This is a genomic window from Zobellella endophytica (assembly GCF_003012775.1).
Taxonomy (GTDB): Bacteria; Pseudomonadota; Gammaproteobacteria; order Enterobacterales; family Aeromonadaceae; genus Oceanimonas; species Oceanimonas endophytica.
Genome location: NZ_PXYG01000001.1, coordinates 1,033,051 through 1,045,495, shown reverse-complemented (window position 1 = coordinate 1,045,495; position 12,445 = coordinate 1,033,051). Strand labels below are relative to the sequence as shown.

General features: G+C 63.2%; 15 protein-coding genes. 11 read left to right on the top strand and 4 right to left on the bottom strand.

Annotated elements, in window-relative coordinates; all coding sequences use genetic code 11:
- Positions 1 to 11: 11 nt before the first annotated feature.
- The 6 genes from C7H85_RS04745 (at position 12) to moaE (ending at position 2,880) form a co-directional block, all read left to right on the top strand.
- Positions 12 to 464, top strand: a complete 453-nt coding sequence (locus C7H85_RS04745) for a nitrate reductase cytochrome c-type subunit (RefSeq protein WP_106728511.1) — start codon at positions 12 to 14, stop codon at positions 462 to 464.
- Positions 465 to 473: 9 nt separating this feature from the next.
- Positions 474 to 1,067, top strand: a complete 594-nt coding sequence (locus C7H85_RS04740; RefSeq protein ID WP_106728510.1) for a cytochrome c3 family protein — start codon at positions 474 to 476, stop codon at positions 1,065 to 1,067.
- Between the two features lie 135 nt (positions 1,068 to 1,202).
- A complete protein-coding gene (gene moaB, locus C7H85_RS04735; RefSeq protein ID WP_106728509.1) occupies positions 1,203 to 1,712 on the top strand; it encodes a molybdenum cofactor biosynthesis protein B in 510 nt (169 codons plus the stop codon).
- Positions 1,713 to 1,716: 4 nt separating this feature from the next.
- Positions 1,717 to 2,193: a cyclic pyranopterin monophosphate synthase MoaC gene (gene moaC / locus C7H85_RS04730; RefSeq protein ID WP_106728508.1), complete on the top strand. Its 477-nt coding sequence runs from the start codon at positions 1,717 to 1,719 to the stop codon at positions 2,191 to 2,193.
- On the top strand, positions 2,190 to 2,435 hold the full coding sequence (gene moaD / locus C7H85_RS04725; protein WP_106728507.1) for a molybdopterin synthase sulfur carrier subunit: 246 nt from the start codon (positions 2,190 to 2,192) through the stop codon (positions 2,433 to 2,435). The genes moaC and moaD overlap by 4 nt, the downstream gene beginning before the upstream one ends.
- 1 nt (position 2,436) lies before the next feature.
- Positions 2,437 to 2,880 (top strand): molybdopterin synthase catalytic subunit MoaE, encoded by a 444-nt coding sequence (moaE, locus tag C7H85_RS04720; protein WP_106728506.1) that lies wholly within the window; start codon positions 2,437 to 2,439, stop codon positions 2,878 to 2,880.
- Positions 2,881 to 2,906: 26 nt separating this feature from the next.
- On the opposite strand, the gene moeB is transcribed toward moaE, so the two are convergent.
- Together moeB and moeA are read right to left on the bottom strand one after the other, a co-directional pair.
- Complete coding sequence (gene moeB / locus C7H85_RS04715) at positions 2,907 to 3,671, bottom strand: molybdopterin-synthase adenylyltransferase MoeB (protein WP_106728505.1); 765 nt, start codon at positions 3,669 to 3,671, stop codon at positions 2,907 to 2,909.
- The gene (gene moeA, locus C7H85_RS04710) at positions 3,671 to 4,912 is read right to left on the bottom strand and encodes a molybdopterin molybdotransferase MoeA (protein WP_210433557.1); all 1,242 of its coding nucleotides are present in this window, start codon (positions 4,910 to 4,912) and stop codon (positions 3,671 to 3,673) included. The genes moeB and moeA overlap by 1 nt, the downstream gene beginning before the upstream one ends.
- Before the next feature lie 149 nt (positions 4,913 to 5,061).
- On the opposite strand from moeA, the gene folE reads away from it, so the two are divergent.
- Complete coding sequence (gene folE / locus C7H85_RS04705; protein ID WP_106728504.1) at positions 5,062 to 5,718, top strand: GTP cyclohydrolase I FolE; 657 nt, start codon at positions 5,062 to 5,064, stop codon at positions 5,716 to 5,718.
- Here folE and C7H85_RS04700 read toward each other — a convergent pair.
- On the bottom strand, positions 5,715 to 6,617 hold the full coding sequence (locus tag C7H85_RS04700) for a LysR family transcriptional regulator (RefSeq protein WP_106728503.1): 903 nt from the start codon (positions 6,615 to 6,617) through the stop codon (positions 5,715 to 5,717). The genes folE and C7H85_RS04700 overlap by 4 nt on opposite strands.
- A 126-nt stretch (positions 6,618 to 6,743) precedes the next feature.
- Between C7H85_RS04700 and C7H85_RS04695 the strand changes: the two genes are divergently transcribed.
- The 3 genes from C7H85_RS04695 (at position 6,744) to C7H85_RS04685 (ending at position 8,407) form a co-directional block, all read left to right on the top strand.
- Positions 6,744 to 7,304, top strand: a complete 561-nt coding sequence (locus C7H85_RS04695) for a YceI family protein (protein WP_106728502.1) — start codon at positions 6,744 to 6,746, stop codon at positions 7,302 to 7,304.
- Between the two features lie 14 nt (positions 7,305 to 7,318).
- On the top strand, positions 7,319 to 8,050 hold the full coding sequence (locus C7H85_RS04690; protein WP_106728501.1) for a hypothetical protein: 732 nt from the start codon (positions 7,319 to 7,321) through the stop codon (positions 8,048 to 8,050).
- A gap of 84 nt (positions 8,051 to 8,134) precedes the next feature.
- A complete protein-coding gene (locus C7H85_RS04685) occupies positions 8,135 to 8,407 on the top strand; it encodes an Rdx family protein (RefSeq protein WP_106728500.1) in 273 nt (90 codons plus the stop codon).
- Here C7H85_RS04685 and olsF read toward each other — a convergent pair.
- Positions 8,387 to 10,102: a bifunctional ornithine lipid synthase OlsF gene (gene olsF, locus C7H85_RS04680; protein ID WP_106728499.1), complete on the bottom strand. Its 1,716-nt coding sequence runs from the start codon at positions 10,100 to 10,102 to the stop codon at positions 8,387 to 8,389. The genes C7H85_RS04685 and olsF overlap by 21 nt on opposite strands.
- 416 nt (positions 10,103 to 10,518) lie before the next feature.
- Here olsF and speA point away from each other — a divergent pair, with 416 nt between their 5' ends.
- Positions 10,519 to 12,423, top strand: coding sequence for a biosynthetic arginine decarboxylase (speA, locus tag C7H85_RS04675; protein ID WP_106728498.1), 1,905 nt, complete (start codon positions 10,519 to 10,521; stop codon positions 12,421 to 12,423).
- Positions 12,424 to 12,445: the final 22 nt, after the last annotated feature.

Sequence of the window (12,445 nt, the reverse complement as noted above, 5' to 3'; positions counted from 1 at the left end):
TGATAAAAACGATGAAGCTAATCGCCACCCTGTTGCTGGCGTCCTGGGTGGGCCTGGTGCAGGCCCAGATCGAAGATCTCGACGCCCATACCGGCAAGCTGCACTCACTGCAGGGGGACACTCCCCTGCAGCTCAACAAGGATGCGGAGCGGCTCAAAGATCCGGTCAAGGATCAGGGCATTCAGGATCGGCAGTACATCCACCAGCCGCCGCTGGTGCCCCATCAGATACGGGGCTACGAGGTGGATCTCAAGGTCAACCGCTGCCTGGCCTGCCACGGCTGGAGAAATGCGGCGTCCCGCAATGCGCCCCGGGTCAGCCCGACCCACTTCGAGACCCGGGACGGCATGACCCTGGGCGACATCAGCCCGCGGCGTTATTTCTGCCTGCAGTGCCATGTGCCGCAGACCGACGCCAAGCCGCTGGTCGAGAACACCTTCACTCCCGTTGAATCCCTGCGGTAAGGAGCCTTTATGGCGGAGAAAAAAAGCCTGCTTAAGCGGCTGTGGCGAGTTTTTCGTTCCCCGAGCAAGGTGGCGGTGGGGGTAGTGTTGGTATTCGGTTTCTTCGGCGGCGTCATCTTCTGGGGTGGCTTCAACACCGCGCTGGAGGTGACCAACACCGAGCAGTTCTGTATCGGCTGCCATGAAATGCAGGACAACGTCTATCAGGAGTACCGGGATACCATCCACTACGCCAACCGCTCCGGGGTGCGGGCCAGTTGCCCGGACTGCCATGTGCCCCATGAGTGGACCCACAAGATAGTGCGCAAGATAGCGGCATCGAAGGAGGTATGGGGCAAGATCACCGGCATCATCGATACCCCGGAAAAGTTCGAGGCCCATCGCCGCCACATGGCGGAGCGGGAATGGCAGCGGATGAAGGAAACCGATTCGCGCGAATGCCGCAACTGTCACAACTTCGACTACATGGACTTCAGCGTGCAGGGCAGCCGTGCCGCCGGGGCCCACTCCACCTCCCTGGCCAGCGGCGAGAAGACCTGCATCGACTGCCACAAGGGCATCGCCCATCAGTTGCCCAATATGCGTGGTGTCGAAGGTTTCTGAGCATCCGTTCATGAATGACGTCAAAGCCTGTGGCATTATTGCCCCAGGCTTTGTTGTTTTGCACATTGACCTTCCGTGACGCTGTGCGAAAATGGTTCAATTATTATCTTTATGTGAAATTAGTGCGAGGACACCATGAGTCATGCAAGCCCGGCCTTCGTGCCCCTGAACATCGCGGTGCTGACCGTTTCCGATACCCGTAACGAAGACACCGACAGCTCGGGCCGCTTCCTGGCCGAGGCGCTGACCGGTGCAGGTCATCATCTGGTGGAGAAGGTCATCCTCAAGGATGACAAGTATGACATCCGCGCCCTGGTCTCCCGCTGGATTGCCAGCGCAGAGGTACAGGTGGTGCTGATCACCGGCGGTACCGGCTTCACCGGCCGCGATACCACCCCCGAGGCGGTGGGCCCGCTGCTGGACACGGTGATCGACGGTTTCGGCGAGCTGTTCCGCCATATCACCTACCAGGAGCTGGGCACCTCCACGGTGCAAAGCCGGGCCCTCGGCGGCCTGGCTAACCGCACCGCCGTGTTCTGCATGCCCGGCTCCACCGGCGCCTGCCGCACCGGTTGGAACGGTATCCTGGCCGAGCAGCTCGACGCCCGCCACAAGCCCTGCAACTTCGTGCAGCACCTGGTGTAGCCTCATGAGTGACTTTACCCATATCAACGCCTCGGGCGAGGCCAACATGGTGGACGTGAGTGCCAAGGCGGTGACGGTGCGCGAGGCCCGGGCCGAGGCCTGGGTGCTGATGGCACCCGACACCCTGCAGCTGATCCTCGGCGGACGACACCACAAGGGGGACGTGTTCGCCACCGCTCGTATCGCCGGCATCATGGCGGCGAAGAAAACCGCCGATCTCATTCCCCTCTGCCATCCGCTGGCGCTGTCCAAGGTGGAAGTCAACTTGCATGCCGACACCGGGCGGGGCGGGGTCCGTATCGAGAGCTACTGCAAGCTGGCGGGGCAGACCGGGGTGGAGATGGAAGCACTCACCGCCGCCTCGGTGGCGGCCCTGACCATCTATGATATGTGTAAGGCGGTGCAGAAGGACATGCGCATCGAAGGCGTCCGCCTGCTGGAGAAGCGGGGCGGTAAATCGGGAGACTTTAAAGCGTCATGATCAAGGTGGTATTTTTCGCGCAGGTACGCGAACTGGTGGGCGAGGATGAACTCAGCCTGACCGAGGACTATGGCAACGTCGAGGCCCTGCGCCAGGCCCTGGTCGGGCGCGGTGACAAGTGGGCGCTGGCGCTGTCCGACGACAGGCTGCTGGCGGCGGTCAACCACACCATAGTGCCGCTGGACACCCCCATCCAGGCCGGTGATGAGGTCGCCTTCTTTCCGCCGGTCACGGGAGGCTGAGATGATCCGGGTACAGACCGAAGACTTCGAGCTGGGCGCCGAATACGCCGCCCTCAGCCGCTCGCACCAGACCGGCGCCGTGGTGACCTTCGTCGGCAAGGTACGGGAGATGAACCAGGGGGCGGCGGTCAGCGGCATGACGCTGGAACATTACCCTGGCATGACCGAGCACTCGCTGGCGCAGATAGTGGAAGAGGCGCACCGGCGCTGGTCGCTGCTGGATTGCCGGGTGATCCACCGGGTGGGCCGGCTCGAGCTCGGCGATCAAATCGTGTTCGTCGGGGTGGCGAGCGCCCACCGGGAAGCGGCGTTCGAAGCCTGCCACTTCATCATGGACTACCTCAAGACCCGGGCCCCCTTCTGGAAGAAGGAAACCACGGCCGGCGGCGAGGAGCGTTGGGTGGAGGCGAAAGACAGCGATACCCAAGCCGCCCAGAAGTGGTAGCCCCCGGGCGTTGAACGCCGTGCCGGTCAGGGCTGGTACGGCGACTGTCCGCACACCGGGCAATCCGGCGCCTTGGGCAGGGCCAGTTCGCGGGTACCGAGTTGCAAGCCGTCGACCAGCAGCAGCTTGCCGCGGGGTGAACGGCCCATGCCCGCCAGCAGCTTGACCGCCTCCAGGGCTTGCAGCGCCCCCATCACCCCTACCATGGGCGCCAGCACCCCGGCTTCCACGCAGCTCAGCACCGCGCCCCCCATCAGCCGGCTCAGACAGGCGTAGCAGGGCTCGTCCTCGCCGTAGGTAAAGACGCTGAGCTGGCCTTCCATGCGGATCACCGCCGCCGATATCAGCGGCACCTTGGTCTCGAAACACAGCCGGTTCACCAGCTGGCGGGTCTCCAGGTTATCGGTGCCGTCCAGTACCAGCTGGTGTTGCGGGATAAGTGAGCGCAGCAGCGCCTCGTCGGCCCGAACCGCATGGGTAGTCACCTCAAGATAGGGGTTGGCGGCGCGCAGACTGTCGGCGGCCGAGTCCACCTTGGGCCGGCCCAGATCCGCGTCCTGGTGCAGCACCTGCCGCTGCAGGTTGGACAGCTCCACCACATCGTGGTCCACCAGGGTAAGGCGGCCGACCCCGGCCACCGCCAGGTACTGGCCGGCGGCACAGCCCAGGCCGCCGGCGCCGATCATCAGCACAGAGGCATTTTTCAGGGCCTCCTGGCCGTCGATATCGAACTGGCGCAGCACTATCTGGCGGTTGTAGCGCAGCCACTCCTGGTCACCGAGTTCGGCCATTACCAGTACAACCCGTCAATGAGCTCCAGGGTGACCGTCTCGCCTTCGGCCACATTGCCCCTGTCCTGCTCCAGGTGCAGCAGGCAGTTGGCCTCGGCCATGGCGCTGAACACCGCCGAGCTCTGGGAACCGGCCGAGACCACCCCCAGGCCGCCGTCCGGCAACACCCTGGCGAAAGCGCGCTGGAAATCCATCCGCCCCGGTGCCTTCTTGAACGGCATCAGGGCTCGGGCCTGCAGGGTCAGGGTGGGCGCGAGCCGCTCGCCGGCGAGGCGGGCCAGGGCCGGGCGCACCAGCAGGTGGAAGGTCACGGCGGCGGACACCGGGTTGCCGGGCAGGCCGAAGAAGGCGCAGTCGCCGACATGGCCGAAGGCGAAGGGCTTGCCCGGCTTGATGGCCAGCTTCCAGAAGCCGATGTGACCGACCTCTTCCAGCACCTGCTTGGTGTAGTCCGCATCGCCCACCGACACCCCGCCGGAGGTAATGATGGCATCGGCCTCGATGGCAGCCTTCAGGAAGGCCTGGCGGATAAGGGCGGGATCGTCGGGGATGATGCCGTAATCGAGCACTTCCATTCCGAGCCGGCCCAGCATCGCCTGCACCCCGATGCGATTGGAGTCGTAGATGTCCCCCGGGGCCAGCAGCTCGCCGGGGGCCCTGAGTTCATCACCGGTGGACAGCAGCGCCACCCGCAGCGGTCGGTAGACGCTGAGCTGCTCCAGCCCGAGGGAGGAGAGCACCGACAACATCCGGGCATTGACCCGGGCGCCGGCCTCGAACACCCGCTCGCCCTGGGCCAGGTCTTCCGCCGGATGGCGTACATGCTGGCCGGCCGTCACCGGCCCGCGGGGAGTGACGACATTGTGCTCCGAATGGCAATTCTCCTGCATCACCACGGTGTCGGCCCCCAGAGGCAGGGCGGCCCCGGTCATGATGCGCACGCATTCCCCTGCCTTGACCTTGCCGCCGAAGGGATGCCCGGCCAGGCTGGTGCCGACCAGCTGCAGACCGACGCCGTCCTGCACGTCTTCCGCACGCAGGGCGTAGCCGTCCATGGCCGAATTGGCGAAGGAGGGCACGTCGATGGGAGAGGTCACCGCATCGGCCAGTATGGTATTGAGGGCCTGCTCGAGCGGGATGATGTTGGTGTCGACGACGGGGTCGAGGCGGTTGAGCATCTCGGTCTTGGCGTCGAGATAGGGGCGCAGGCCGGGTTGGCTGCAGCAATCGGTAAGGGCCATCTTGGTTACCTGGTTATATAAGGCATAGGGTTATTATTTCAGACTCAAACAACTTTTGTCATATTTCTTGGCATGATAATGCACCATTCACAGCGGGCCTCAAATGCACTACCATTCTGTTCAGTTCTAATGCTCCAACGGAGACTGCCATGACCACTTTGAGCGATGCTGCTATCCGGGTCCGTTCTGCCCTGGAAGCCCGCGGGTTGGAAACACCCATGCGGAGCAATGACCTGACCCCGGATGAAAAACAGACGCGCATTGCCGGGCTGATGACCGAAATGATGGATGTGCTGGGGCTGGATCTGGAAGACGACAGCCTGGCCGAAACCCCCGAGCGCATCGCCAAGATGTATGTCCGGGAGATTTTCTCGGGGCTGGATTATGCGCATTTCCCCAAGATAACCCTGATCGACAACAAGATGAAGGTGGATGAAATGGTCCAGGTGCGGGACATCACCCTCACCAGCACCTGCGAACACCATTTCGTGACCATAGACGGTACCGCCACCGTGGCCTACATCCCCCGGGGCAAAGTCATCGGCCTGTCCAAGATCAACCGTATCGTACAGTTTTTTGCCCGCCGGCCCCAGGTGCAGGAGCGGCTGAACCAGCAGGTGCTGGTGGCGCTGCAGACCCTGCTGGAATCGGAAGACGTGGCGGTCAGCATCACCGCGACCCATTACTGCGTCAAGGCCCGGGGGGTGATGGACGCTACCAGCAGTACCACCACCACTTCGCTCGGCGGCATCTTCAAGAGCCGTCCCGCTACCCGCCAGGAATTCCTGAGCGGCGCGGTTCGCTAATTGGTGGGGGAGTGTCCCGCCGCCTGCCTGAAGCAGCTTTCCATGTAATCCACAAAGCATTTCACTCTGCTGGGTAAAAAGTGCCGGTGCGGATAGACCAGGTTGAGGGTCAGCACCGGCAGCTTGAAGCGCTCGAGCAACGGCACCAGGGTGCCGTTGTCCAGGTAGTCGTCGACGATGAAATGAGGCTGCATGATCACTCCCATGCCCTGGCTGGCGGCCAGTGCCAGGGCCCGGCCGGTGTTGGCGCGCATGATGCCTTTGGGTCGCACGTGATAGGTGCGGCCGGCGTGGCTGTAGGTCCATTGGGGTTCGCTCAGGGTATAGAGCAGGCAACTGTGTTCGGCGAGGTGATCCGGGTGGGTCGGGGTGCCGTGTTGCGCCAGGTAACCGGGCGAGGCGCAGGTGACCATGGTCACCTGCGCCAGCGGACGGGCGATCAGGGACGAATCCGCCAGGGTGCCGATACGCAGCGCCAGATCGAAATTTTCCTCCACCAGGGCCACCAGCCGGTCGCTGTATTCCAGGTCGAGCCGGATATCCGGATAGCGCCGGTTGAAGTCCGCCAGCAGCGGGGCCACCTTGAGGGTGCCGAAGTCCATCGGTACCGAGATGCGGATCCTGCCGCTCGGCCGGCGACTGTGTTCGGAGATCAGGGCGTTGGCCAGCTCCAGCTCGGCCAGGATGGCATGGCATTTCTCGTAATAGAGGTGGCCGGCTTCGGTGACACTGACCCGGCGGGTGGTGCGCATCAGCAGCCGGGCATCGAGATGCTGTTCCAGCAGATTGACCTGCTTCGACACCATGGCCACCGAGAGATCGAGTTGCTGGGCGGCCTTGGTAAAACTTTGCAGCTCTACTACCTTACAAAAGACCCGGATAGCCGATAGCTGATCCATTATTTTTTACCTATAGTTAATAATGTTTTATTTAAGAAGAGATTGTTCTCTTTTTCAAGGCGTTCTACCATCGAAAACGAACAGAAACGCGTGGATAACGCGCCGACTAATAAAATGGAGAATTTCATGAAAACCACCGCCACCCTCTTGCTGTCCTCCTTATTGCTGAGCGGAACCGCGCTGGCCGCCGATTTCAAGGTGGACCCGGCACACACTACCGTCGTGTTTGAAATCAATCACCTGGGAGTCAGCACCCTGATGGGTCGCTTTAATGAATTTGAAGGTACCTACAGTGTCGATGACGACGACATCGCCGCCACCGAGGTGAGTTTCACCATTCAGGCCGAGAGTGTCGACACCAACCATGAAGAGCGCGACAAGCACTTGCGCAGCCCCGATTTCTTCGATGTCCGTCAGTATCCGACCCTGAGCTTCGAGAGCACCGGCTATGAAGGCAGCAAGGAAAGCGGCAAACTCAGCGGCGAACTGACCGTACACGGCGTGACCAGGCCGGTCACCTTCGACGTCGGCTTTATCGGTGAAGGGGACGATCCCTGGGGCGGTTTCCGCAACGGCTTCAATGCTCAGGCACAAATCAAGCGCAGTGACTTCGGCATGTCCTACGGTCTGCCCGGGGTGGGCGACGAGGTCACCCTCAAGCTGTTCATCGAAGGTATTCGTCAGTAACCGGAGGGGGTGATATGGGCTTGGATCTGCTGATTCAGACCCTGTTACCGGCCATTGCAGCGGGCGTCATCGGTTGGTGGCGCCCGTCTGCATTCTGGTGGGTGGCAGGATTGGCGGTATGGGTCACCATCGGCTGGGCATCCAGCTGGTATTTCTGGCCGAGCCGGGGCATACACTGGCTGCCTTTCGTGTTCTGGGCGCCGGCCCTGGCGGCGCTGGTACCGGGCCAGGCGGGACGGCTGCTCCACTGGGGGCTGGTCAGCGGGGTCTTCCTGCTGGCGCTGTGGACGCTGTTGCCCCGTTATCCCGAGGCGATACTGGGGCTGGTGGCGTTCTGGCTGTGGCAGGGCTGGCGCGAGTGGCGCGGCGTGCCCGGGCGGGCGGGCCCGGGCGTTGTGCTGGGGGCGGGCATGTTTGCCCTGGTCGTGGCCCTCGGCGGCAGCCTGTTGCTGGCTCAGGTCATGGGCGCCATGGCGGTGCTGGCCGGCTTCCTGTGGCTGGCGGGGCTGACCAGGGGGAGTGCCGACGCCGCCATGGCCGGTGCCTATGTGCTGTTGCTGACCCTGTGCTGGCAGTTTATCCCCATGGACTGGTGGCTGGTGTTGCTGGCGCTGGTGCCGCCTCTGGTCGAACAGGGCCTGCGCCGTCGGGGAGCCTGGCCGGCCTCCCTGGCGGCGGTGGTCGCCACCCTGCTGGTGGGGGCGCTCAGCCTCTGGCTGGTCTGGCCGCAGGATTCACTGTATTGAGTATCAACGGGCGCCGCCGGCGCCCGTTGATACTTTACCCGCTCGACGACCTGGGGCATGCTGGCGCTTTTTGGAGGAGACATCATGAAACCCAGAGTGGAAATTCGCTATTGCACCCTGTGTCGCTGGATGTTGCGTTCGGCCTGGCTGGCGCAGGAAATACTGTCAAGCTTTGCCGACGAGGTGGGCGAGGTGGCCCTGATCCCGGGGGAAAAGGGCCAGTTCCAGATTTACGTGGACGGCGAGCTCATCTGGTGCCGGGTGGTGGACGAGGGCTTTCCCGAAGCCAAGGAAATCAAGCGGCGGCTGCGGGACAAGATAGCGCCGGAGCGGGATCTAGGCCACGTCGACCGCTGAATGGGGCGCGATATAGCGCTGATAGCGGCTTGGCTTGAGCCGGTGCAGATCCACCATCACCAGGCCGTCGATGCAGTCGGCAAAGTCCGGATCGGTGCCGAAATCGATAAACTGCACGCCGCCCGGCTCGCACAGCTCCGAATACTGCTTGTAGAGGGTGGGGATGGCCACGCCCATATTGTCCAGCAGCTGTTTGAGTCGCGTCAGATCCTGCTGATAATCCTCGCCGCTGAAGGTGTCGAGCAGGGTGGGCGAGGTGGGTGGCAGTGGGCGACGGGAACGGGCCAGCGCCGTGGCAGCGGGAAAATAACGGCGGTAGAAGGCCACCAGCAGATCCCGGGCCGCCACCGGCAGGGCGGCGCTCAATGAGACCGGGCCGAACAGGTAGCGATAGTGCGGGTGGCGGGCGAGGAAGGCCCCGATGCCGAACCACAGGTAGTCCAGGCTGCGCCGGCCCCAGTAGGCCGGCTGAATGAAGCTGCGGCCGAGCTCCAGGCCTTCGGCCAGGAAGGGCTGCATGGCCTCGCTGTAGTTGAACAGGTGATGGCTGTAGAGGCCATCCGGCCCTTTCCGGACCAGTTGTTCGGCGGTGGGGATGAAGCGGTAGGCGCCAATCATTTCCAGATCCTGGGGATCCCACAGGATCAACTGATAGTAGTCGTCGTCGAAAGGATCCAGATCCCGGCGCTTGCCGGTGCCTTCCCCCACGGCGCGGAACGACAGCTCCCGCAGGCGGCCGATTTCCCGCAGTATCACGCAATGGCCGGCCCGGTTGGCCCGGGTCAGGTAGATGCGCTTGCCGTCGTGGGTCTGGCCCAGCAACTCGCATCGTTCCACCGCCTTCTTTAATTGCTGCCGGGGTTCGGGCGGTGCGATCGCCGCCTGGGTGGCGAACAGGCCGGACTTGCCCTTGCCCAGCCGGTACAGATGACGGCGGAACAGCAGGCAGAGCCCCTTGTCGTGCAACCCGCTCTGCCGGCAGGATTCCCAGGGGATGGGCTGGCCGATGCGCAGGGAAATCTGCTTGTCCCGCTGGCGGAACATTTCCCGCACCAGCAGCAGCCCCCCCAGCGGGCGGCTGGCCAGGGAGCTCAGGTAGAAGAGGGCGGAATTACGGCCGTGGATATGGACGGGCACGATGGCCGCCCTGGCCTTGGTGGCCAGCCGGATGAACCCCGAATGCCAGCGACCATCGCGGATGCCCTTGGGCCCTAGGCGGGAGACCTCGCCGGCGGGGAACACGATCACCACGCCGCCCAGGGACAAGTGGTGGCTGACGGCGCCGAGCTGGGCGCGGGCGGTCTTGCCGTTGATGTTGTCCACCGGCAGCAGCAGGGAAGCCAGCGGCGGCAGCCTGGCCAGCAACTGGTTGGCCATGATCTTCACGTCCGGCCGGAGGCGGGAAACCAGCCTGAGCAGCGCCAGGCCGTCCAGGGAGCCGATCGGATGGTTGGCGATGATCACCAGGGGGCCGGTGGCCGGGATATGCTCCAGCTCCTGCTCCCGCAACTGCACCTGAAAGCGGAAGTAGTCCAGCACCTGCTCGACAAAGTCGAGGCCGCGCAGGTGCGGGTACTGTTCGGCAAATTCGATAAATGCCTGCTCGTGTAATAAATAGCGCAATACGGCTTTGCAGCCGGGGACATGCTGCCACTTGGGCAGGTACTCGGCGGCCAGGGTGTCGACGGATAACATAGCGGGTTCCTCCCTTGCATTGGGGCTCAGGCTAGCGGGAACCGATGACGATGGCGTTGCGCCACCGTGATGATTCAATGACAGGTAGCGGCATGAGCACCGGTGCCGGCAAGCCTGCTTCCCGCATATCCCGGGTCGGCACCGGAGTCCCCGGCCGCGCAATAAAATTGCAGTCTGCTGCCGCCATGCGCTGGTCATGGCGAATGTCTCTGTGTACACTCGCCTGCCCCGATTTTCATGATGGCTTTCGGGGGCAATGGCAGTAAAACCCGTTACTATAAAACCGAACGAGCTTCGTTACATTTGCCCCGGGCAACGGGTTCTCGATACCATCGAGGCGTCAAACAATTATCGTACCGGGCCTGCCGAGGCCCGGATCTTCTATGGCCCTTACACGATAGATGGGGACAAAGAATATGGCTGAATGGTCCGCAAACGATGCGCTCAAGGTTTACAACCTGCCTTACTGGGGCGCGGGTTTCTTTCATCTGGACGACCAGGGACGGGTCGTTGTCACCCCCGACAAGACACGGCCCGAGGCGAAAGTGGTGCTGTCCGAGGTGGTCGAACAGCTCAAGGCCGAAGGCTATGCCGCGCCGGTGCTGCTGCGCTTTCCCGATATCATCAAGAGCCGGATCGACGCCCTGTTCAATGCCTTCAACGGCGCCATCGAGGACTATGGCTACGAGGGCGACTACCTGACCGTCTACCCGATCAAGGTCAACCAGCAGCGAGGCGTGCTGGACGCGGTCACCAAGGCCTACAAGGACAAGCCCCGGCTGGGCCTGGAAGCCGGCTCCAAGCCCGAGCTGCTGGCGGTGCTGGCTCATACCCACGAAACCGAGTCGGTGATCGTGTGCAACGGTTACAAGGACAAGGAATACGTGCGCCTGGCGCTGCTCGGCACCAAGATGGGCCACCAGGTCTATATCGTGATCGAGAAGCTGTCCGAGCTGGCCCTGGTGATGGAGGAAGCCAGGCGCATCAATGTGACGCCGCGTCTGGGCGTGCGGGCGCGGCTGGCGTCCCAGGGCGCCGGTAAGTGGCAGTCCAGCGGCGGCGAGAAGTCCAAGTTCGGCCTGAGCGCCTCCCAGGTACTGGCCCTGGTCAACCAGCTGAAGGCCGCCGGTTGTATCGACTGGCTGCAACTGCTGCACTTCCACCTGGGCTCGCAGATCGCCAATATCCGCGATATCCAGAAGGGTATCCGCGAATGTGGCCGCTTCTACGCCGAGCTGCGCCGGCTGGATGTGCCGGTGGATATCGTCGACGTGGGTGGCGGCCTGGGGGTGGACTACGAAGGGACCCGCTCCCAGAGCTACTGTTCCGCCAACTACAACCTACGCGAATACGCCAACAACGTGGTGTGGGGCATCGGTAACGTCTGCCGTGAGTTCGACCTGCCGTACCCTCGTATCATCAGCGAATCGGGCCGGGCCATTACCGCCCACCACGCCCTGCTGGTGGCCAATGTGATCAGCATCGAGTCGGCCACCCCGACCCAGCCGGCGGCGCCGGCGGACGATGCCCCCTTCCTGCTGCAGAACATGTGGGAAACCTGGGAAGATCTGTGCCGGGACGATCCGCCCCTGCTCGAGATTTACCACGACACCGTGGCCGAGCTGGCCGACGTGCACGAGCAGTACAACATGGGCCTGATGAGCCTGCAGGACAGGGCCTGGGCGGAAGAGGTGCACCTCAATATCTGCCTCGGCATCAAGGCCAGGCTGGACTCGGTCAACCGGGCGCACAGACCCATCATGGACGAACTGAACGAGAAACTGGCGGACAAGTGCTTCGTCAACTTCTCCCTGTTCCAGTCCCTGCCCGATGCCTGGGGTATCGATCAGATCTTCCCGGTGCTGCCGCTGGACGGCCTCGACCGGCCACCGACCCGCCGGGCGGTGATCCTGGACATCACCTGCGATTCCGACGGTGCCATCGATCAGTATGTAGACGGCCAGGGGGTGGAAACCACGCTGCCGATGCCGGAGTTCGTGCCCGGCCAGCCCCAGTACCTGGGCTTCTTCCTGGTGGGGGCTTACCAGGAGATCCTGGGTGACATGCACAACCTGTTCGGGGATACCCACAGCGCCGAGGTGGTGCTGGACGAGCAGGGCCAGGTGCAGATCAATAACATCAAGGCCGGCAGCAACGTGGCCGAGCTGTTGCGCTATGTGGACATCGATCCCAGTGTGATCAACGCCCAGTACGAGCTGCAGGCCAGTCACCCGGATCTGGACGAGGAGACCCGCGCCATGTTGCTGAAGGAGCTGTCCGCCGGGCTGGAAGGTTACGCCTATCTGGAAGACGAACTGTAACCCGGGACCGGCCCGCCGTGTT